The 20,580-nt window shown below is 50.8% G+C and carries 20 protein-coding genes; 13 read left to right on the forward strand and 7 right to left on the reverse strand.

Annotation, left to right across the window (positions count from 1 at the left end; genetic code table 11):
• Positions 1–139: 139 nt before the first annotated feature.
• The 5 genes from CRG97_RS04405 (at position 140) to folE (ending at position 4,348) form a co-directional block, all read left to right on the forward strand.
• A complete protein-coding gene (locus CRG97_RS04405; RefSeq protein WP_076325907.1) occupies positions 140–562 on the forward strand; it encodes a GNAT family N-acetyltransferase in 423 nt (140 codons plus the stop codon).
• Positions 563–766: 204 nt separating this feature from the next.
• Positions 767–1,369, forward strand: a complete 603-nt coding sequence (lepB, locus tag CRG97_RS04410) for a signal peptidase I (RefSeq protein WP_098741932.1) — start codon at positions 767–769, stop codon at positions 1,367–1,369.
• Positions 1,370–1,411: 42 nt separating this feature from the next.
• Positions 1,412–3,259 carry a tRNA epoxyqueuosine(34) reductase QueG gene (gene queG, locus CRG97_RS04415; RefSeq protein WP_098741933.1) on the forward strand — a complete coding sequence of 616 codons (1,848 nt, stop codon included), beginning with the start codon at positions 1,412–1,414 and terminating at the stop codon, positions 3,257–3,259.
• Between the two features lie 136 nt (positions 3,260–3,395).
• Positions 3,396–3,632 carry a YneF family protein gene (locus CRG97_RS04420; RefSeq protein WP_098741934.1) on the forward strand — a complete coding sequence of 79 codons (237 nt, stop codon included), beginning with the start codon at positions 3,396–3,398 and terminating at the stop codon, positions 3,630–3,632.
• A 122-nt stretch (positions 3,633–3,754) separates the two neighbouring features.
• Positions 3,755–4,348, forward strand: coding sequence for a GTP cyclohydrolase I FolE (gene folE, locus CRG97_RS04425; RefSeq protein WP_098741935.1), 594 nt, complete (start codon positions 3,755–3,757; stop codon positions 4,346–4,348).
• Between the two features lie 106 nt (positions 4,349–4,454).
• On the opposite strand, the gene CRG97_RS04430 is transcribed toward folE, so the two are convergent.
• From CRG97_RS04430 to CRG97_RS04450, 5 genes are all read right to left on the reverse strand, one after another.
• Positions 4,455–4,727, reverse strand: coding sequence for a hypothetical protein (locus tag CRG97_RS04430; RefSeq protein ID WP_076325903.1), 273 nt, complete (start codon positions 4,725–4,727; stop codon positions 4,455–4,457).
• 33 nt (positions 4,728–4,760) lie between these two features.
• A complete protein-coding gene (locus tag CRG97_RS04435) occupies positions 4,761–6,029 on the reverse strand; it encodes a Tle-like phospholipase domain-containing protein (RefSeq protein WP_098741936.1) in 1,269 nt (422 codons plus the stop codon).
• A 71-nt stretch (positions 6,030–6,100) separates the two neighbouring features.
• Positions 6,101–6,379, reverse strand: a complete 279-nt coding sequence (locus CRG97_RS04440) for a hypothetical protein (protein ID WP_098741937.1) — start codon at positions 6,377–6,379, stop codon at positions 6,101–6,103.
• A 469-nt stretch (positions 6,380–6,848) separates the two neighbouring features.
• The gene (locus CRG97_RS04445) at positions 6,849–8,027 is read right to left on the reverse strand and encodes a Fe-Mn family superoxide dismutase (protein ID WP_098741938.1); all 1,179 of its coding nucleotides are present in this window, start codon (positions 8,025–8,027) and stop codon (positions 6,849–6,851) included.
• A 160-nt stretch (positions 8,028–8,187) separates the two neighbouring features.
• Positions 8,188–9,180: an alpha/beta fold hydrolase gene (locus tag CRG97_RS04450; RefSeq protein ID WP_098741939.1), complete on the reverse strand. Its 993-nt coding sequence runs from the start codon at positions 9,178–9,180 to the stop codon at positions 8,188–8,190.
• Between the two features lie 221 nt (positions 9,181–9,401).
• Here CRG97_RS04450 and CRG97_RS04455 point away from each other — a divergent pair, with 221 nt between their 5' ends.
• The gene (locus CRG97_RS04455; protein ID WP_071220874.1) at positions 9,402–10,142 is read left to right on the forward strand and encodes an IclR family transcriptional regulator; all 741 of its coding nucleotides are present in this window, start codon (positions 9,402–9,404) and stop codon (positions 10,140–10,142) included.
• A 300-nt stretch (positions 10,143–10,442) separates the two neighbouring features.
• Here CRG97_RS04455 and CRG97_RS33185 read toward each other — a convergent pair whose 3' ends face one another.
• Complete coding sequence (locus CRG97_RS33185) at positions 10,443–10,598, reverse strand: hypothetical protein (RefSeq protein WP_202618867.1); 156 nt, start codon at positions 10,596–10,598, stop codon at positions 10,443–10,445.
• Between the two features lie 182 nt (positions 10,599–10,780).
• Positions 10,781–13,498 carry an aconitate hydratase AcnA gene (gene acnA, locus CRG97_RS04460; protein ID WP_098741940.1) on the reverse strand — a complete coding sequence of 906 codons (2,718 nt, stop codon included), beginning with the start codon at positions 13,496–13,498 and terminating at the stop codon, positions 10,781–10,783.
• Between the two features lie 314 nt (positions 13,499–13,812).
• On the opposite strand from acnA, the gene CRG97_RS04465 reads away from it, so the two are divergent.
• The 7 genes from CRG97_RS04465 to CRG97_RS04495 all read left to right on the forward strand — a co-directional run bounded on the left by CRG97_RS04465 (position 13,813) and on the right by CRG97_RS04495 (position 20,387).
• On the forward strand, positions 13,813–14,835 hold the full coding sequence (locus CRG97_RS04465; protein ID WP_098741941.1) for an amidase domain-containing protein: 1,023 nt from the start codon (positions 13,813–13,815) through the stop codon (positions 14,833–14,835).
• A gap of 45 nt (positions 14,836–14,880) precedes the next feature.
• Complete coding sequence (locus CRG97_RS04470; protein ID WP_098741942.1) at positions 14,881–15,975, forward strand: D-alanine--D-alanine ligase; 1,095 nt, start codon at positions 14,881–14,883, stop codon at positions 15,973–15,975.
• A 98-nt stretch (positions 15,976–16,073) separates the two neighbouring features.
• A complete protein-coding gene (locus CRG97_RS04475) occupies positions 16,074–16,391 on the forward strand; it encodes a hypothetical protein (protein ID WP_076325894.1) in 318 nt (105 codons plus the stop codon).
• Positions 16,388–17,389, forward strand: coding sequence for a UV DNA damage repair endonuclease UvsE (gene uvsE, locus CRG97_RS04480; RefSeq protein ID WP_098741943.1), 1,002 nt, complete (start codon positions 16,388–16,390; stop codon positions 17,387–17,389). Before CRG97_RS04475 ends, uvsE begins: the two co-directional genes overlap by 4 nt.
• 263 nt (positions 17,390–17,652) lie before the next feature.
• The gene (locus CRG97_RS04485) at positions 17,653–18,516 is read left to right on the forward strand and encodes an inositol monophosphatase family protein (RefSeq protein WP_237566291.1); all 864 of its coding nucleotides are present in this window, start codon (positions 17,653–17,655) and stop codon (positions 18,514–18,516) included.
• A gap of 63 nt (positions 18,517–18,579) precedes the next feature.
• On the forward strand, positions 18,580–18,846 hold the full coding sequence (locus tag CRG97_RS04490; protein WP_076325891.1) for a hypothetical protein: 267 nt from the start codon (positions 18,580–18,582) through the stop codon (positions 18,844–18,846).
• 278 nt (positions 18,847–19,124) lie between these two features.
• The gene (locus CRG97_RS04495; RefSeq protein ID WP_098741945.1) at positions 19,125–20,387 is read left to right on the forward strand and encodes an SGNH/GDSL hydrolase family protein; all 1,263 of its coding nucleotides are present in this window, start codon (positions 19,125–19,127) and stop codon (positions 20,385–20,387) included.
• The last annotated feature ends 193 nt before the right edge of the window (positions 20,388–20,580 follow it).

Raw genomic sequence — 20,580 nt, forward strand, 5'->3', positions numbered from 1 at the left:
AAGATGTGGTTTAATGGACAAGGAAAGAGGATTTTCGGGTTTTTTGTAGTAATATAAATGTCAGGTTTGCGTAAACGGAATACTAGATTTTTGTAAACCGGGTAAACCGCATCATGCTAACGAAAAGGGAGATTTTGAAATGCATGTTCGTTCCTTTCAGTTGAGTGACTGTAACCCCGTAACCGAGCTACTTCAGATTGCTTTATCGGAAGAATGCTACGAAAACACGATGGAGCCCTTCTCCAGGCAGCTTGCTTGGGATTCCGATCTGATTATGGTAGCTGAAGAAAACGGTGAAATCGTTGGTGCCTTAATCGGTACGATCGAACGCAATCATGGTTGTTATTACCGCATTGCCATTCATCCCGACTATCGTAGAAAAGGGATTGGCAAATCTTTGATTTCGGCAATGGAACAGCGTTTTCAATCACGGAAAGTCAGTCGGATTATGGTAGCCGGAGACGAGCACAACGCCGCAGCCATGCCATTTTATGAAGCCATGGGATACGGTGCCAGCCAAATCCTGCGGTCGTTCCAGAAGCTCAGTATCCTTGGTCAATAGTCGTAATGACAAAAGCGGTACATACGAGCGACGCAAACGGCGGCTTTAAGCTTCGACAGAGATAAGAAACGACATTTTTTCGATATGAAGCATATCTTTCAGCCGTTGCAAATGGGTGGGAGATATGCTTTTCTATTAATGTACCTTTTTTGAAGGTGCCGCCTTCGTTTTCCGGAGGTGAAATCGAAGTAAAGTAGGTGTAGCATGGGACAAGTGATTTCTCCGGATTCAACTGAGCATGGCGAGAACAACGAACCTCAGAATCAACCTGGCAAGAAAAACGGCTGGGCTGCCGAGCTTTGGGATTGGGTAAAGACGATTGCGATTGCATTTGTTATTATGGTGCTTCTAAATATGTTTGTGTTCAACCTGTCTATGGTTAAAGGTGAATCTATGCAGCCGACACTGGTAGCATCGGAGCGGCTATTTATTAATAAAGTGGTATATCGCTTTTCAGCACCGAGCCATGGCGATGTTATTGTTCTTAAGGACCCGAGTGATGGCCCGGATAAGAAGGAGTTTCTGGTAAAACGTGTCGTGGGCGTACCTGGAGATACCATTGAGGTAAAGGACCAGAAGCTGTACGTAAACGGGGTTGCACAGCAGGAAGGATATACCGATGTCCCGATCGAGGATCCTGGCTTTGAGCCTATAGTACTGGAAGAGGGCCGCTACTTCGTTATGGGAGATAACCGCCATCTTGGAAAGAGCAAGGACAGCCGCATGTTCGGCAGCGTGAAGGAAAGCGACATCGTAGGCAGAGCCGAATTTATTTTCTGGCCGTTGTCTGAGATCAAAAAGCTGTAACTGAAAGACAGAACATCATCCCAGGAAAGGAGGCGCTGGAGAATGACCTACACACTCGGCTCGTACGCTCCTCCGCCTTCGGTATGGGAGGAGCTCAAGCAGGAGCTCAAGGCCGTTGCGCCGGAGCTCGGCATTGATGATATCGGCTTCGCTTCGGCGGAGCCGTTCCAATCCCTGAAGGGAATTTTGCAAAACCATCGGGATAAAGGGTATGAATCGGGCTTTGAGGAGTCGGATCTGGATAAGCGGGTTACTCCGGCCCTTCCCGGAACGGAGCCGAAGTCTCTGATCGCCATCGCAATAACGTACCACTCCAAGATGGAGAACCCGCCCAAATCGGAGCCCGGCAAGTACAGGGGGATTATGGCGCGGTCTGCTTGGGGAAGGGATTATCATCAGGTGCTCCGGGAGGCCATGAGCCGTCTCGAGGAATACATTAAAGAACGCGTGCCGGATGCGAAGCTTGAAAGCATGGTGGACACCGGCGCGCTTGTCGACCGGGCGGTTTCGCAGCGAGCCGGGATTGGCTTTAGCGCCAAGAACTGCTCCATCATCTCCCCGAAATTCGGTTCCTGGATATTCCTTGGCGAAATGGTAACGAACATCCCGTTTCCTCCGGATACGCCGGTAACTGAGGATTGCGGGGAGTGCACCAAATGCATCGATGCTTGCCCAACCGGCGCCCTTGTCGGTCCCGGGCAGCTGAATGCCCAGCGCTGCGTTTCTTTTCTGACCCAGACCAAAGGGTTTCTGGACGAAGAGGCCATGCGCAAGATCGGCAACCGGCTGTATGGATGCGATACCTGTCAAATTGTTTGTCCGAAGAACCGGGGCAAGAACTGGACTCATCAAGAGGACTTCAAGCCCGATCCTGAAAAAGCCAAGCCGCTGCTCCTGCCCATCCTGGATATGAGTAACCGGGAATTCAAGGAGGCATTCGGAGATACTTCGGCCGCATGGCGCGGCCGAAAGCCGATTCAGCGCAATGCTGTCATCGCGCTTGGCAACTTTAAAGATATTTCAGCCGTACCGAAGCTGAGCGAAGTACTGCTGAAAGACCCGCGCCCGGAGCTGCGGGGAACCGCTGCATGGGCTCTGGGCCGTATTGGAGGCGAAGAAGCGTTGAACAACTTAGAGAAAAGCATGAAATCAGAAGGGGATTCCCAAGTACGAGATATGCTGCAGCAAGCCTTGAATAAACTGAATGAACCAAGTGAGAAAGAAGCGTCTGCCGTAGCTGCGGCTGCAGCTGATGCTTCCTCCGCTAGCACTCCTGTTGCAGGTTCCTCTAATGGGGACAAGCCGGGACAGGAAAGTCCTGTTATTCAGGGAGTCGAGCCGATGGCCGTCCCTGAGGGAGGACCGGAAATGCTGTATTACGATGAACTTCAATCTCCGATTGGACCGCTGACGGTCTGCGCAACGGAGAAGGGATTATGTCTGATTGAATTTGGCAGCTTCTATGTGAAAGAAGCGGTCATCCAGCAGTGGTCACGGACCTGGGCCGGTAACGGCGGCTATCAGCGTGACGAGGCAAGATTAGCTCCTGCGATCACGCAGTTGAAGCAGTATTTTGCAGGGGAGCTGAAGGCGTTCGACGTACAGTTGGACATGCGCGGCACCTCATTCCAATTGCAGGTATGGGAAGCGCTGAAGTCCATTCCTTATGGAACGGTTTGTTCCTATAAGGATGTAGCCGAATCCATCGGGCGTCCTAAAGCGGTTCGTGCCGTTGGCGGGGCGAACAACAAGAACCCCGTTCCGATCATCGTGCCGTGCCACCGGGTGGTAGGAGCCGATGGAGCCTTGATCGGCTATGCCGGCGGTCCGGAAATCAAGCGCACCTTGTTAACGATAGAAGGAGCCATGCCGGGCCGGAAAGGGTCGTAGTTGACCAAGGCGTATCATCGGGCCTGTCTGCTGCCATGTATCTGTTATTTTCATTTGCTGTGACGAAAAGGACATGCTATGATAGGTTCGTGTATGCGCCATTAAATGGCAGATATTAGTAGAAGGTGGTCAAGTGATGGATATTGTCATTCCGATTATTACATTGATCGTGGGTCTGGTCGGCGGATTTTTCATCGGCGTATTCTATTTGCGCAAGCAATTGGAAAAGATGCAGAACGATCCGCAAATGCTGCAGAAGATGGCAAAACAAATGGGGTATAACATGAACAGCAAGCAGATGCAGCGTGCACAGCAAATGATGAAAAATCAGCCTGTGCCGGGTAAAGGACAAGGCCGTAAACGCAAATCATAATGCAAGAAAGCCCACTCCCGTCTGAATGGATGACGGAGGGGCATTTCTATTTAAAAGGCCGCTAACAGCGGCTATAAGTTAACCGTTTGCTTTTTATATGGAACGAAAAAGGGGGATGTACTGTGGCAGGTGTAAAGGATTATGTAAACAATAAAGTCGGCGATAACCGAGAGCAGATCGAGTATCATGTAGAGCAAATATTGAAACTGATCGGTGAAGATCCCCAGCGTGAGGGACTCCTTGAGACACCGGCCCGTGTGACGCGGATGTATGAGGAGATCTTTGCCGGATACGAAGTGGATCCCAAGGATGTTCTCGGGGTTACCTTTGACGAGAATCATGAGGAATTGGTTATCGTGAAGGATATCGTATATTACAGCCAGTGCGAGCACCATATGGCGCCGTTCTTTGGTAAAGTCCATATCGGTTATGTCCCTAGCGGCAAAATCGCCGGCTTGAGCAAGCTGGCACGTCTGGTAGAGGCGGTTACCCGCCGTCTTCAGGTACAGGAGCGTATTACCTCGCAAATCGCGGACATTATGGTGGAGGCGCTGCAGCCAAACGGCGTAATGGTCGTTGTGGAAGGCGAGCATCTGTGCATGTGCGCGCGCGGAGTGAAGAAGCCGGGCAGCAAGACGGTCACGTCAGCTGTACGTGGTAGCTTCCAGAGTGATTCTGCACAGCGTTCGGAATTTCTGTCTTTGATTAAAGACTAACCATGATCCAGACAATTGAAAAAGGCTTCGCCCACGGAGGCGAAGCCTTTTTTTGTGCTTAATAATGAATGTGAGCTCATGATAATCGATGTTGGGCAAGGGTTCCTCAAGAAGCGCCATCCACTTGTTTCATATATTGCACATACTGGATGAGTGCATGTTTTTGCTCCTCGATATCCCGGATGCGGCGGGACATCTCCATAAAGAAGGTTTCAATCTGGTCGCGCAGCACATTGGCGGATTGTCCCTTCCAATCCTGCAGACGGGCGTACATGACCCGTGCCTCCTGTTCGTCGGCCCGAATGGCTGCCAGCAGTCCTGACAGCTCGCGTTCGGCTTGAAGCAAATCATCAAGCTCCAGCAGAATCTCTCGACTCATCTCCATCCCTCCCGGTAGTTTTCGTATCGATGTTTATCCGCTGTTGTCTGTCCGTTCAAATAAATCCGCCTTGAATTTAATATATTGAACGATGTCGGTGGTATGCTGCAGATGCCATTGACTCATCGACATGATGGATGTATCCAGCTGCTGGACAATCGGCTGCAGACGCCTGCTGTGGCTGGAGAACATGTATTTGGAGAGGCGCTGCCGGATTCCCTGTATTTCGGCATCACTTTGATGGGCGTGTGCTCTCCATTTCTCGGCTACGCTTCGCAGCTCGGCAGGGGTCACCTGAATGGTTCCAGCTGAGCCTCCTGCGGAACCGGCTATAGCTGCCAGCGAGCCGCCTAAACCTAAATGGCTCATCGGCCCACCCAGGCCGAACAAAAGACTGCTATGGGCAGGTATTCTGGGCGAATCAGCGGCTTTGTCCGTAGCGCCGTCGTACAGAGGATTTGAGATGTAGCCATCCTCGAATCGATAGCGGTCAAGCTGATGATAATTGGGGCCGCCCAGTGTATTATCAATTTTTTCTTTTATACTAAGCCCGTCATTGGCGTCTTTATAACTGGAGTCTATGTAATAGGTAGAACCGACGTGGCCATCGAAGCCGCCGAGCGCACCGCTGGCAATAATGTCGCCAGGATGGGCGAAGTTTATGATTTGAGAGTCGAATTCCCCGTTCTCTGCCTTTCTTCTGGCTTCAGGGGAGAGGCTTCCGATAACCGATGGAGCACTGAAGGTGACAGCGGACATGCCCGTATAGGCGGCAGCATATTGCGCGTTAGCTCCCCCTAGGGAGTGACCCGTGAGGGTGAAATCAACGCCCTTGTATTTCTCCTTCATTTCCAGCGCATAATCCTCAGCTTGGTACAATTGGTTGGTTCCCCATATATCCGTTTTTTTATCGATCTTCCTCGATTGTTCACCGAACCAATCCGTGACATCGTTAATCCCCGTGACTTCTTTGACTTTGTCCACATGGTCCGCCCAAGGTGGCCGAAATTCCGGGATTTTTCTTTTGATCTCTTCAATGCCAATATCCGCATCAGCCAAATAATCGGGGAGAGCATGGGATAAATCTTTGCCTGCCTCGGTGCCCCGGTATGCGATAACGGCCTGGTTCGTTTCCTTGTTGTAGAAAGTTACCGCATCAAAACCTGATACGCTGTTGCTCTTATAGTCCTCAAGGACCTCCCATCCAGGCAAGTCCTCAACGGTATCTTCTTTTTTTAGATCGAGATAAGCCGCTTCTGACATCAATCGGTATGTCTCGTCATCCACTTGCGGTGAACTCAAATATACTCCCTCCTTAACATGACTCAGCAGGATCAGAACCTGTAGTTACAGCCAAATGGCAGCCACAACCATCACTCGCCCTTAATCGCTCTTCTGAGCTCCGGGTTCATCACGAAGTTGGATGTCTCGCCTGTGTTGAAATCAATGGATATTTTAAAGGTTTGTTCAGGATGATCTACGACAAACCCTTCGAGGTTGACCTTGTCCGCTACGATCGAAGGCATCATCTCTTCTTTGGTAATCTCTACATCCAAGTCGTATTTCTCTTTAAAATACTCAACGGCTGTGGTTTTAGCCTTTGTTATGACTTCGTCCGAGCTGTCGTCTGTAGTAGCTTGGTTATTGTTCACTGGCTGGCATCCTCCAACAATTAAAATGATAAGCACAAAAGCAAAAATAAAAACACGTGATTTGAACCTACTGTTCACACTGACCCATCCCTTCAGTGGTGATGTTCTGCTCTTACGGGCAAACTGAATCTTGCAGTCTTAGCATGGATCGCATAAGATTCTCTTCCTTTTGCCTAGGCAATGTAGAAGCTGCATATCAAGCTCACTGTCATATCATAATCCAGCATATGGTAGCATTCAACCGAATAAATAACCAGATATGTGGTAAAAAAGACCTAACAATAGGATCGGGTTATTCCTTAGCTTGAACTACTTTTTCTAATTCTGGACTCATGACCAAGTGCCCGGTTTCATGAGTCACCCCCTTGAATAATGATAAGCCCTCCTTAAACTCCATAATGAAGTAAGGAGGGCTATAGACATCATACCCAATATTAACCAATGTGAAGCAGCCCAGCCAGGCTTTGAATTAGAAAGGCTTCCATTTCAGCTTACTGGCATGTTTGAAGCGCTCCGCAACCTCCGGCCAGTAGACCACGTTCCACCAATCGTTGATGTAATCCTTGCGTTTATTTTGATGTTTAAGGTAGTAGGAATGCTCCCATACATCCAGAGCGAGGAGAGGGACGACATCCCACTGGGAGAGATTCTGATGTTTCTCGGCCTGTAAAATTTCAAGTCGATGGCTGCGCGGACTCCAGACGAGGATTGCCCAGCCGCCGCCCTCCACTTTGTCTGCAGCTTCGCTAAAGTGCTTTTTAAAGCGGTCGAAACTTCCAAAATCCTTCTTGATCTGTTGGGCTAGCTCCCCGCCAGGCTCGCCACCGCCCCGCGGGTTCATAATGTTCCAGAAGATCGTGTGCAGATAGTGGCCGGCACCATGAAAAGCCAGCTCGCGTTCCCAATGCTTCACCAGCTCGAAATCACCGCTTTTTCGGGCCTCCTCCAATTTCTTCTCCGCCTTGTTCAGACCGTCGACATAACTTTGGTGATGGATGTCGTGATGAATCCGCATGGTTTTCTCGTCAATATGAGGCTCCAGCGCATTATAAGCGTAAGGCAGTGGAGGAAGGCGGTGCCCGCCAATCGGAACAGCCTTGCCGCCGCTGTCTCCCATGCCTTGAATGGATAGCTCGGCCTCGGGAGGGGACGGCGGAGGAGACGTGGCCTCGTGTAGCGTCATCGACTGCATCGGCATATCCACATCCATGAATCTTTCCAGCGCTCCGGCGGAGTTGAGCGTCTCCAGCGTGTTCAGGAAGTATTCGGACTCCCGAATCACATGGTGCAGGACCGTGGCGGCGAGCGGAACTTTCTGAACAGCCTCACTATTCTCCTTCAATCCGTGGAGCTGGCGGATGAACTCTCTGGATTGCTCGCAGGAAGCGCGCAACAGCTGCTCGACCTGGGCCAGCACTTGAGGTGAAGGAGGTCCGTCATAACGAAGAATGTGACGCAGAAGTTCGTCTGCCGCTTTTTCCGTGTCAGCGAACACCACGGCCCATTGATCCAGCATCTTGACATAGACCGGCTCCAGATCCGGAACAATAGCTTTGATGAGCCTGGTATGCTTCCTTTCCTGATGCTTCCAATAGCGAATCTCTTCGAGTAATCGTATCGGGAGCTTCGCTCCGTAAATAAATAACATGTCCGTTCCCTCCAGTATCAGGTTCACTAAACACACTATATTCAGTTAGCGGCCTGTATTATGAGGGGGAAATTAAAAATCCCCCGCTGCATCAAAGCAGCGGGGGGAGATGGATCGTATGATGAATGGCTATTTATAGTAAGTGCATTTGTTAAAAGCATCAGGATTCATCCGGAGTTTCGAGTTTTCCTAGAAAGGTGGATACTCTGCGCAGGTATTCTTTAGGGTGCTCACGGAAGATAAGCTCATGATGCGCATCCTCTACAATCCAGGAATCCGAATCCGTATGGGTTTGATTGGAAGCAATCTTTTCGGCGATCGGGTAAGGTGCCTTATCGTCTTTCGTTCCGTGGATGAACAAGGTCGGGAACGGATAATCGTGCTTCTTCACCTCATTGTAAGGGATCTGATCCAGGCTTGTGCCGTTGAGCACCGGGAAGAGCAGCTCCAGAATCTCCAGGGACGGATGACGCGGGAGATTGATCTGGTTGTGAATATTATGGTAAAGCGTGTCCGGCTCCAATAAAAAAGCGCTGTCCAGAATCATGGCATCCACATCCTTGGTCTCAAGCCCTGCCTGCAGTGCGGTCCCGGCCCCCATGGAGAAGCCCCAGACGACAATTTGCTTCGCGCCGCGCTGCTTCACATGTTCAATGGCTCCAAGTAGCTGGCGTTTCTCTTCCTTGCCTCCGGTCGCCACTTCCTTGCTGGTCTGGGAGGCAAAACCGTAATCAAACATGAGCACATTAAAATTCATGTTATGCGCATAATGGGCGATATCGTACATCGGTACCCAGGTTTCCTCCCGATTGGCGCCATAACCATGGCTGAGCACGATGGTTTTCGAAGAATTCTCGGCCGGTATATACCAGCCATTTATATTTCGTTTGCCGTCAATGGAGTGGAATGTGACATTCTCGTAATTCATATCTTTAGCAAGCTTGGGGTTGGAATAGAGTGGAGCAACCGTTGGATTCGACAAAACCCAAGCAATATAAGCATGAAGCGCAATAAAACAGAAAACAAGGAAAAAAACGACAGATAATAACAACGCTAATATAATATGCTTTAAACGAACCAAGCCCGTCGACAGTTCGGCTGGCGTGTCATTTAATTGGGAGAGTGGGGCATTACTACCAGTCGTTGTGCTCATAAGTGGCCCCTCCTTACCATATAGTCTGGATATGTTTCGTTAACATGAAAGAGTTGAAATTATAATAATCGTATGCCCGGATGCCTATAAAGTCAATGCAAATCCATAGATTGTAAGACAACTGTAAAGTCCCTGTCTCCATGGTTTACTTTTGAGAAGAATTCTCATATAATTCTTGTAACCAGGTTTCATAGAATGAAACAGGAGAGGAGCTGGTCGGGATGGAAGACCGTAAATTGACGGTGCGTGCTGTAGAGCGGGCACTTGATATATTGATGTGTTTTACGAAAGACAGTGAACTTGCCCTCACGGAGATTTCTACCCTTATCGGATTACATAAAAGTACTGTACATCGGCTGTTAACAACGCTGGAAGACAAAGGATTCGTTGTTCGTAATAAAGAAACGGAGAAATATCGGCTCGGCTTGAAAATATGGGAGCTGTCTATGCATCTGTCCCAAAGCGACGACCCGGCGATTCGCCTTTTGCCCGCGATGGAAGCCTTACGGGATCGGCTTGGGGAAACGGTGAGTTTGTATTTAAGAGACGGTTCGGATCGTCTTCGGATTCAAGCGGTTCAGAGCAACCAGGGCATTCGGCGGGTCGCCCAGGTCGGAGTACGACTACCGTTGTCGGTTGGCGCCTCTAGCAAGGTTCTGGTGGCCTTTGCGCCACCGGCCGATCAGGAGGAGCTGCTGAATGCGCCGGATTGGCCGGAGTCAGTTGATAGGATCGTTTACCGGCAGCAGCTGGCCGAAATACTGGAGAAGGGATACGCGATCAGCATCGAAGAGCGCGAGCCTGGGGCCGCTGCGGTATCTGTACCGATCTTTGACCGGAATGGTCAAGTGGCGGCAGCACTGTCGATGTCAGGGCCAGTCACCCGTCTGTCAGCGGAAACGCTCCGCGAACATGCGCCAATCCTGATGGAGGCGGCACGGGAAATGGGAATGATGATTTAATTCATTCTATTGCCGGAGTGCGGACAGCATCACTATAAGTTATTGAATGACCGGGAGGCTCCATGTGATACAGCCGCCCGGTTATTTTTATGCGGGGGTCAACCATTTGAAAACGGGAATTGAAACGAAACGATACGAGACGAAATATACGAAACGATACGTTACATGGCAAGGCCAAAGGATATAAGGAAAGGGGGTTCAATCCTCATTCCAACAAAAAGACCGCTCCCTACAATCTTGGCGATTGGGGAAACGGTCCTTTTGTCGTAACGGCTCAACGATATAATAGGTAAGCGTCTCTTAGGTCAGCTTCATATTCTTTTCCTTTATTTTCTGATTGAGGATCTCTTGGAAGGTGAGGGGCTTATCTTTTGCTTCCTCTCTTTTGGGTGCAGCCACCGGCTGCGGCCGTTGGTATTGATAATGGAGCGATGTCATCGTATGTATTTTGATCATAGGTACCTTCCTCCTAGGTCTGGATTTCCGCGAATGTTTTTTACCCATTAACCTCCATGGCATCATTCGAAACGGAGTTTCCAATATTCAGGAAAGAAGTACCGGAAAATAACAAAATCCCCATCATCCATGCGCGGATGATGGGGATTTTTTACTAAGGCCAAATCACCTATAAGAATGCCTTATTGGTTCGATGCGATCATTTGACGCAGTACCGTTTGGAGGATACCTCCATTATGGTAGTAATCCACGTCCACCATGCTGTCGAGACGGGCGATAGCTTGGAACTCGAATTGGGTTCCGTCTTCGCGCGTAGCGACAACCGTCAATTCCTGGCCTGGCTTCACGTCGTTGCTGAGGCCCAGGATATCGAATGTCTCGCGGCCGTTCAGACCAAGGCTCTTCCAGCCATGGCCTTCCTGGAACTGGAGCGGAAGAACGCCCATGCCCACAAGGTTGGAGCGGTGAATACGCTCGAAGCTTTCAGCCAGTACAGCTTTGACACCGAGGAGATAGGTACCTTTTGCCGCCCAGTCACGGGAGCTTCCTGTACCGTATTCTTTACCTGCGATAACGACGAGGTTCTGTCCGCCTGCTTGATAATTCATCGAAGCATCATAGATGGACATCACTTCTTCCGTTGGCAGGTAAGTCGTTACGCCGCCTTCCGTACCTGGAGCTACCTGGTTACGGATCCGGATGTTAGCGAAGGTACCGCGCATCATGACTTCGTGGTTACCACGGCGGGAGCCGTAGGAGTTGAAGTCTTTGCGTTCAACGTTGCGGTCGCTCAGATATTTGCCGGCAGGGCTGTTGGTTGCAATGTTACCCGCTGGGGAGATATGGTCCGTTGTAACGGAATCGCCCAAGAGAGCAAGCACGCGCGCTTCTTTGATGTCCTGGATGTCGTTCAAGCCGTTGCCGAGGCTTTCGAAGAATGGCGGGTTCTGAATGTAAGTGGATTGATCGTCCCACTCGTACAGCTCGCCTTCAGGAACAGGAATCTTGTTCCAACGCTCATTGGCGGTGAACACATTCTCGTACTTTTCACGGAAAGCGTCAGGGCTAACGGCTTGACCGATCGCTTCGCGGATTTCCGCGCTCGTTGGCCAGATGTCTTTCAGATATACAGGCTCATTGTTCGGATCGTAACCGATCGGCTCGTTCTGCAGGTCGATGTTCACTGTGCCTGCCAGGGCGTAAGCCACAACCAGCGGCGGCGAAGCCAGGTAGTTGGCTTTGACTTGAGCATGCACGCGGCCTTCGAAGTTACGGTTACCCGACAATACGGCGGCTACCGTCATGTCGTTGTCGGTAATCGCTTCGCTCACTTCATCCGGCAAAGGACCGGAGTTACCGATACAAGTTGCGCAACCATAGCCTGCAACATAGAAGCCGAGAGCTTCAAGGTAGTGCAATAGACCGGACTTCTCGAGGTAGTCGGTTACGACAAGGGAACCTGGAGTCAAGCTGCTCTTCACATAGCCGGGCTTTGTCAGGCCGCGTTCAACGGCTTTCTTCGCCAGGAGACCTGCGCCGAGCATAACGCTCGGGTTTGACGTATTCGTACAGCTGGTGATGGCTGCGATAACAACCGCACCCGTTCCCATTTCACTGGTAGAGCCGTCTTTATGATTGACTTTAACGGTTTCCGCGATTTTCTCATCGCTGAGGCCGTATCCGCCTTTGTCGATTGGCGTACGGATGATATCGTTAAAGTTTTGTTTCATGTTGGTCAGCTCGATACGGTCTTGCGGACGCTTTGGTCCAGCCAAGCTTGGTACAACCGAAGCGAGATCCAATTCGATTACATCAGAGAACTCAGGGTCCGGTGTATCTGCCGTACGGAACATGTTTTGCGCTTTATAGTAGCTCTCCACGAGTTCAACCTGCTCGTCGGTGCGGCCCGTATTGCGGAGATAAGCCAGGGTTTCACTATCAACCGGGAAGAATCCGATGGTAGCGCCGTATTCTGGAGCCATGTTGGCTACCGTTGCACGGTCAGCCAGGCTGATGTTAGCAAGGCCCGGTCCGTAGAATTCTACGAATTTGCCTACAACGCCTTTCTTACGGAGAAGCTCGGTTACCGTGAGGGCAAGGTCGGTCGCTGTTGCGCCTTCCGCCAGGCTGCCTGTCAGCTTGAAGCCGATAACTTCAGGTGTTACAAAATACAGCGGTTGGCCGAGCATACCGGCTTCCGCCTCGATACCGCCTACGCCCCAGCCCACAACGCCAAGGCCGTTGATCATGGTTGTATGGGAATCCGTACCTACGAGGGAGTCAGGGAAGACAAGCGTTTCACCGTCAACCGTCTTCGTAGCTGCTACGGAAGCAAGGTATTCCAGGTTAACCTGGTGAACGATACCCGTTCCCGGAGGAACTGCGCGGAAGTTGTTGAATGCCGTTTGAGCCCAGCGAAGGAAGCGGTAACGCTCTTCGTTACGCTCAAATTCAAGCTTCATATTCGTTTCAAGAGCTTGGTCAGTACCAAAAGCGTCAACCATGACGGAGTGGTCGATAACGAGGTCAACCGGAACGAGAGGGTTGATCTGTTTAGGGTCGCCGCCGGACTTTTTAACGGTGTCACGCATAGCTGCAAGGTCAACGACAACCGGAACGCCGGTGAAGTCCTGCAACACGATACGGGCAGGAATGAACGGAATTTCCTTGTTGTTGTCGCGTCCTTCATTCCACTTGGACAAGAGTTTTACGTGATCTTCGGTAATTGCGCGTCCGTCGAACTGACGTACGGCAGCTTCCAGCAGTACCCGAATGGAGAAAGGAAGCTTGGATACATTGCCGTATCCTTGCTCTTCGAGCGCCTGCAGGCTGAAATAACGGTAACTTTTACCACCCACCTCGAGGTTGCGGGAGATGGAGAATTGATCCTTTGCTGGCATTGATGAACCTCCTTAAGTCATTTCATAAATCGAATAAAAGTGTGAGTCAAATCCTCTGTGGTTTCACTAGGTGAAACCTAATTTCATAAATTATCTACTTTAAGTATACCGTTTTCAACTCGCTGCGTAAAGCATTTTTTATAGAAGAAAAGTATTTCAAAAAGGTGAAAACAAGCCCGTTTTTAACCCGAATACAGCCGTGTGTAATCTCGGTGTTTCTGTATTCTCTTGACCGAAGTTCATAGCCTGGAGATTTTCCTCATATAGTTGTGATAGGGAACAGCGTGAAAGGCAAGGTTAGAGGAGGAGAGTAGATGAACAGTCTGAAGCAAGCAGAGAAGCCTTGGAAGCAAGCTCTATATATTTACGTCAATCAATATAACCAAAATCGCGTGGACTATTCTTCAGGCCTGAAAGAGCAGATTGTAGCGGATCTGAATTTCCTGGTAGAGAGAGGAGAAAGGCAGTTTCGGCTGCAGACGTGGTATGCGCAGCGGGAGGCAACGCCGCTTAAGAGCGAGACTCGTGCCCGCCTCCTGCGCATCCTGAGGGAGACGGAGGATGATGTGGTCGCGGACGTGCGGCTTCACAGCGTATTTTATTATGAAAAAAGAGGGATGACGCACCGGGAAGATACGGTTTTTAGGGAGCGGCTGACGCTGATCCGAGACGGGGATGCCTGGTTGATCGTTGGCATTGAACGTCTGCAGGATGAACGTCATCCCCTGCAAAGAACCGATGTCCCGGCAGCAGGCACGGATGGGGCTGGAAGAGAGCCGTCCACCCCCTATATGAATGGCCGCGTATACGCCGCCGGCAGCAGCACGCGGTCCGGCCGGTATGAGCGTGAGGCCGCAGCTGCTTATGCCGATCGTTGGTGGGATTCCGGGAATCCGGAGTTTGAGGAATTTGACGTGGATTGCACGAATTATATCTCCCAGTGCCTCTTTGCAGGCAAAGCCCCAATCCTCTATACTGGTAAAAGAGAAACGGGATGGTGGTACAAGGGGTACGTAAACAAGCGGGAATGGTGGAGTTACAGCTGGGCGGTATCGAACAGCTTTGCGCATTATTTGAACGCCAGTACCTCGGGGCTTCGGGCCGAGCGGGTGGAGCGTCCCGAACAGCTGATGCTGGGGGATGTCATCGTGTACGACTGGGATGGTGATGGTGCGTTTCAGCACAGCACCATCGTGACGGCGTTTGACGCAGGCGGCATGCCGCTGGTTAATGCACATACGGTGTCCAGCCGCCATCGCTATTGGGACTACCGGGATTCCTACGCTTGGAACGATAACACCGAATACCGGTTTTACCATATCCCCGATTATTTTTAGGATGACAGCATGTCATGCTGCAATACGGACAAGAGAGAGGTTAACATGGGACAGGATAAATTGACGGTTGGTTTAATATACGGGGGGAAATCCGGCGAGCATGAGGTGTCGCTATCCACGGCATTCGCGGTCATGAACGCTTTTGATTATGATAAATATGAGATTGTTCCGTTTTATATTTCCAAGCAGGGTACCTGGAGAATCGGCAGCAAGCTGTCGGCTCCTTTTGCCCAGTTGGAGGAATTGAAGCTGGCTGAAGGGGAAGGCACGCAAACAGCGCTGAACGCCGTGTTCAGCAGATTGTATGGCCAAGAGACTCAGGCGGTGGACATTATGTTTCCGCTTCTTCACGGGACGTTCGGGGAGGACGGAACGATTCAGGGGCTGTTCGAAATGGCGGACATTCCTTATGTGGGAACCGGTGTACTTGCGTCGGCTGCGGGGATGGATAAAGTCGTGATGAAGAAGCTCTTCGCCCAAGCGGGATTACCGCAATGCGAGTATTGTTATTTCAATCGTACCCAGTGGGAGCGGAGCCAGCATGAAGTGCTGAAGGATATCGAGGACAAACTCGGATTCCCAAGCTTCGTCAAGCCGGCTAACCTAGGCTCAAGCGTCGGGATATCCAAGGCAAAAAACCGGGAGCAGCTTAAGACGGCGATTGAATCCGCGCTCCGGTTCGATGACAAGATCATCGTTGAAGAGTTCGTGGATGCGCGCGAAGTGGAGGTCAGCGTGCTTGGCAATGATGAGCCGATGGCATCCGTTCCGGGTGAAATAGTCTCTTCCAGTGAATACTACGACTATGCGGCCAAATATACAGATGGACAGTCACAGATACAAATCCCGGCCGAGATCGAGCCGGATACGGCTGATCGTCTGCGTGATCTTGCCATTACCGCGTTCAAAGCGATTGAAGGCGGCGGCATTACTCGGGCCGACTTCTTTGTCCGCCGTTCGGACGGCGCGATTCTGATCAATGAAGTGAACACGATGCCGGGCTTTACACCGTACAGCATGTACCCGCTTCTGTGGCGGGAAACGGGCGTGTCCTACCGCGAGCTGCTTGACCGGATGATCGAGCTGGGTCTTGAGCGGTACAACCGCAAGCAATCCCTAATTTATGAGAACCAGGCGTAAGCCGTCACAATAGGATATGAAACACCAGGGGGAGTCCGCGCTATTCATTACGGCTCCCCTTGACTCTAATATTTTGGGATGAAAGGAAGATACGTAATATGGGATTTCAAACCGAGTTCAATTCCGTTTGTAAGTTTAAGAGTGAGCAGGAGCTCTATGAGCTGCTGGAATACGGCCGCGGTAAAATGCTGAAGGATGGGCTTCGGGTATTTCCGACAGGACAGAAGGTCATTGCTTATACGCCGGATAACCAGGCGGTGGCAATCGTTCTGATCACCGCATGCGTATCGGAGATTAACTTCCAGGGCCGCGAGGTCACTTCGGTCGAGCTGCAGCTGATCCGCAAATTGACCGAAGAGGAGGCACGCGTACAGACAGCCCTCGCTCACGAAATGTTCTTTGGAGATCATGCATGATTGTTCGTTTCGGTTATGTAGCCATGTCCACGGTTGTGCAGAATGCTTCTCCTTCCAAGACGATGACCATGAAAAGCTTTATGAAGCTGAATGACCGTGAGGCCGGCATACACAAACTGGAGCGGATCGCGAATGAGAATCTACATAATACCCTACGGCTTCTAAAGCATAATGCGGCTCACGATATCAAGTTGTACCGCTTCTCGTCCAAGCTGATTCCGCTGGCTACACATCAAGATATGCAGGATTGGGATCCGTTCCCGGCTTTGCAAGAAGGCTTTCAGGCCATTGGGGATTTTGTGAAAAAACACGGGATGCGGGTATCTTTTCATCCGGATCATTTCACGGTGCTGAGCACGCCGCGTCCTGAGGTGCTGGTCAACTCGATCCGTGATCTGAAGTCGCACGTCCATATGCTGCAGGCGATGGAGCTGCCTGCTTCTATGAAAAATAACATTCACATCGGCGGCGCTTATGGAGACAAGCCTTCGGCCTCGGCCCGATTCGTGGATCATTTTCATAGGCTTGACCCGCATATCAAGGAACGGCTGACCCTTGAAAATGACGACAAAACCTTTACTGCGCAGGAAACGCTGGCCGTATGCCGGCAAACGGGGCTGCCGATGGTGTTGGATATTCATCATCAGTGGGTCAATAACGATGGCGAGGCACCTTGGGAACTGTGGCCGGATATTCTTCGCACCTGGGAGACGCCGCTAGCGCAGGCGGATTCGGACCGGGCGCACCCGCTGCCGCCCAAGATTCATGTATCCAGTCCCAAGAGCAAGGCCGATATCCGCAGTCATGCGGATGGGGTGGATGTTGTGCCATTGCTGGCGTTTTTACGGAATATTGCGAGGTCTACGCCGAAGGTGGACGTTATGATTGAAGCGAAGATGAAGGACGGCGCCTTGTTTGATCTGATGAAGGATTTGGGAGATTATACGGAAGAGGGCATAACCATTCTAGACGGTGCTTCCATCCAAGTTAACCCTTAACCCGACAAGATGAGCTTGTTAACACTTGCAAGTTGATGGATTTTGGGTTACGTTGGAAGTATCCAAACAGAGATTCCCCTTAATACATGACATTGGATAAAAAGTTCGTTCTCGCCAAGCATTCAGGTGCACAGCATAGGACGGACTTTTATTGAAATAGGCGGAATTTTCGCGTGGCTGCCCTTTCGATTACAGCAATGACTGAATAGGATGTAGGGATTGTCAAAAATCACTAGATTGATATAGAAAGTAGAGTGAATGCTTTGAACGAGAATGAAAAGATTCCTTATGTTGTCAGCAGTAAGAGCTACACCGCCGTTGCGATTAATTGCGCCGCCAAAGCGGGAGAGTGGATTAAGAGCAAACTCGGTACTGTCAAGCAGTTGAGCACCAAGTCTTCGGCACAGGATATCGTAACCGAGGTGGACAAAGGCGCGGAGCAGATGATCCGCAAGCTGATCTTGACGCACTTTCCGGATCATGCAATTCTCGGAGAAGAAGGGGTTGCCCCGGGTACCGATGCCTATGTGAAGGCGCTCGAGGACGCCAAGGACGAAGAGTATCTCTGGATTATCGACCCTGTGGACGGAACGACGAACTATGTTCACGGATTTCCGTTTTACTCCGTGTCGATTGCACTGGCTCATCATGGTGAAGTCATTGTCGGCGTTATTTACGATCCTTCCCGGGACGAGTTGTTTGTTGCGGAAAAAGGAAAAGGGGCCTACGTTCACGGCAACCCTACCTATGTTTCCAAGGAGGATCAATTGTCGGACAGCTTGCTGGCCACGGGCTTCCCACTGGACAGCACAGTCAACCTGCCGCTGAATATGGCTGAGCTGCAGGCGCTGCTGCCGATGGTTCGCAATGTAAGAGCCGGCGGCTCCGCTGCGCTTCATCTTGCTTATGTGGCTGCCGGCCGGCTTAGCGGATATTGGGAGCATGGCTTGAGCGTTTGGGACGTTGCCGCAGGCGCGCTATTGGTTCAGGAGTCCGGCGGTAAAGTAACCGATACGGAAGGAAAGTCATACGATCTGTCGGTGCGTCATTTGGCGGCAACCAATGGGCTGATTCATCAGCGTTTTCTGGATACACTAAAAGACGCGGGCGAAGCTTTGGTTCGCTAACGACCCGGGACAACAGAGGAATACAGGTCACTTACAACCGCTTGATAAAGGAGTGTGCTTACGATGAATGAGAAGTCGGATCAGGATTTGGAGCGCCAGCTCAGCGAGATGTTAACGGACGGTGAAATGGAGAAGAAGGATCGGGAGAAGGAGGAGCGCAGGCTTCTCTCTCCGAAATATGAGATCCGAATTCAGACGCAGCTCGATCCCATCGTGGAAGAGACGCAGAAATACCGCAGCATGGCGAAGGAAGTGGATGATCGCTATGACAAGTATATGGATAAGACAGTTAAGAAGGATAAGCCTGAGGATTCAGGTGAAGAAGCTTGATAGCGCTTTAAGGGATGTTTACGAAGCAGAAGCATCTCCAATTATTAAAGGCCCGAACCAGGAATGGACAGCATAGAGCGAGCTGTCCATTTTTTTATGATCACTAGCCAAGGTAAACTTTCTCAAGATGGCTCAAGTTGGAGTCACGAGGTTTGACCTTGTCCATAGGGGGGGGTTCTCATGAAACCCTATCGTCTTGGTTGATTCGGTACCATTCGCAGATTGCTGGTGGTAAAATAAGGCTGTATTAAGATAATTGACGTTAAGGGAGTGAAGGCATGTTCAAACAATGGAAGAAGGGGCTGGCGGCAGTAACCGGCACCTTGACGCTCGCGGTGGCACTGGTTGGACCGGGTGTTGCGCCGGCTTATGCCGATGAGGTTACAGCCAAGGATACATATCATATTGTAGCGCTGGGGGACTCGCTGACCGTTGGGTATGAGCCGGGAATGGATCTGAACAGCAAGCCTTATGGTTTTGTTGACCGGCTGTATGAGCAGGGATTGTTCCATGGCCGGACCGAGGTAACGAATTTGGGGATCGGCGGCTTGAAAACCGATGGGCTGAACCATTACGTCAAGGCCGTCTTGGATGAACGCGCGATTACGGCGGAGGAGCTGCAGCCAGGCCTCAGCGGCATTGATCCGCGCACCAAGCAGATGGGCGCTGACGCAGCGAAAGCCAAGCCGATCATCGCCAATGCGGATCTGATTACCATTACCATCGGCGGCAATGACATGATGAGTCTAGTCAGTACCGTGGAAACATTAAGCGACGAAGAGCTGAAAGCAAAGATGCAGGAACTGTTCAAGACCTATACGGATAATGTCTCATCCGTCATTACCAACTTGCATGCCATCAATCCTGATGCCTCTATCGTGGTGGCGGATCAGTACAATCCGGTGCCCAAAGTCGCTGACGAGGTCGCATACGCCAAATTGCTTGCAGCATCTGGAGAGTTCACGAAGCTGGTGGAAGGCGTAGCTGACAGTTTTGCAACTCAGGGCGTAAACATCAAGGTAGCCCATGTTGCGAAGAAATTCGTGGGCTCCGAGCTGACGATGACCCATATCCTGAAAGACGATATTCATCCGAACCAATATGGATACGAGACCATGGCCGGCGTGTTCGCAGAGACGATCTGGGGCAGCTACAAGAATACCGCTGTTCAGGAACAGGGGCAACCGATGCGCATCATCGTGAAGGGGCAGGAGCTGAACACGCCATATAAGCCGATCCTTCGCGATAACCTGAATTACGTCGCGATACAGGATATCGTAAATGCAGTGGGAGCGACGACCACATGGGAAAATAAAACGTCCAGTGCAACGATTACGTTCGGAGATCAGACGGTGGTGGTGAAGATCGGTGCCAAAACCGTTCAAGTTAACGGAACGGCTGTACCGATCGATACGCCGGCTTTCCTGCAAAAGGTTGGGAAAGAAGATAAAACTTACGTTCCGCTCGCGGTGATTGCATCCGGTCTTGGTTTTGATGTTCAATACAGCACCAAATTGCGTACCGCATTCATTAACTTGTAATCCCATAAGCAAGCTGCATCGGCTGGAAGGAGTCGATGCAGCTTTTTTTGTTGTGATTACCGATTGTGGTGATGGCCAATGAGAGAAACCGGTTGATCTTCCCCGTTTGTTGACGGCGGGATAACGAACAACATGCTTGGGATTTAGGTTAGAGATGTACTTGACAGCGGTGTGATGTTTCTAACATGAGTAA

Source organism: Paenibacillus sp. EZ-K15 (assembly GCF_002573715.1).
GTDB lineage: Bacteria > Bacillota > Bacilli > Paenibacillales > Paenibacillaceae > Paenibacillus_AQ.

Coding starts and splice junctions, on each gene's coding strand:
- CRG97_RS04470 (WP_098741942.1), top strand. CDS start 14,881: ATGGGACAGGATAAATTGACGGTTGGTTTAATATACGGGGGGAAATCC.
- CRG97_RS04430 (WP_076325903.1), bottom strand. CDS start 4,727: ATGAGTCGAGAGATTCTGCTGGAGCTTGATGATTTGCTTCAAGCCGAA.
- CRG97_RS04495 (WP_098741945.1), top strand. CDS start 19,125: ATGTTCAAACAATGGAAGAAGGGGCTGGCGGCAGTAACCGGCACCTTG.
- CRG97_RS04405 (WP_076325907.1), top strand. CDS start 140: ATGCATGTTCGTTCCTTTCAGTTGAGTGACTGTAACCCCGTAACCGAG.
- uvsE (WP_098741943.1), top strand. CDS start 16,388: ATGATTGTTCGTTTCGGTTATGTAGCCATGTCCACGGTTGTGCAGAAT.
- CRG97_RS04450 (WP_098741939.1), bottom strand. CDS start 9,180: ATGAGCACAACGACTGGTAGTAATGCCCCACTCTCCCAATTAAATGAC.
- CRG97_RS04455 (WP_071220874.1), top strand. CDS start 9,402: ATGGAAGACCGTAAATTGACGGTGCGTGCTGTAGAGCGGGCACTTGAT.
- CRG97_RS04445 (WP_098741938.1), bottom strand. CDS start 8,027: ATGTTATTTATTTACGGAGCGAAGCTCCCGATACGATTACTCGAAGAG.
- CRG97_RS33185 (WP_202618867.1), bottom strand. CDS start 10,598: ATGATCAAAATACATACGATGACATCGCTCCATTATCAATACCAACGG.
- CRG97_RS04475 (WP_076325894.1), top strand. CDS start 16,074: ATGGGATTTCAAACCGAGTTCAATTCCGTTTGTAAGTTTAAGAGTGAG.
- CRG97_RS04465 (WP_098741941.1), top strand. CDS start 13,813: ATGAACAGTCTGAAGCAAGCAGAGAAGCCTTGGAAGCAAGCTCTATAT.
- acnA (WP_098741940.1), bottom strand. CDS start 13,498: ATGCCAGCAAAGGATCAATTCTCCATCTCCCGCAACCTCGAGGTGGGT.
- CRG97_RS04420 (WP_098741934.1), top strand. CDS start 3,396: ATGGATATTGTCATTCCGATTATTACATTGATCGTGGGTCTGGTCGGC.
- CRG97_RS04490 (WP_076325891.1), top strand. CDS start 18,580: ATGAATGAGAAGTCGGATCAGGATTTGGAGCGCCAGCTCAGCGAGATG.
- lepB (WP_098741932.1), top strand. CDS start 767: ATGGGACAAGTGATTTCTCCGGATTCAACTGAGCATGGCGAGAACAAC.
- queG (WP_098741933.1), top strand. CDS start 1,412: ATGACCTACACACTCGGCTCGTACGCTCCTCCGCCTTCGGTATGGGAG.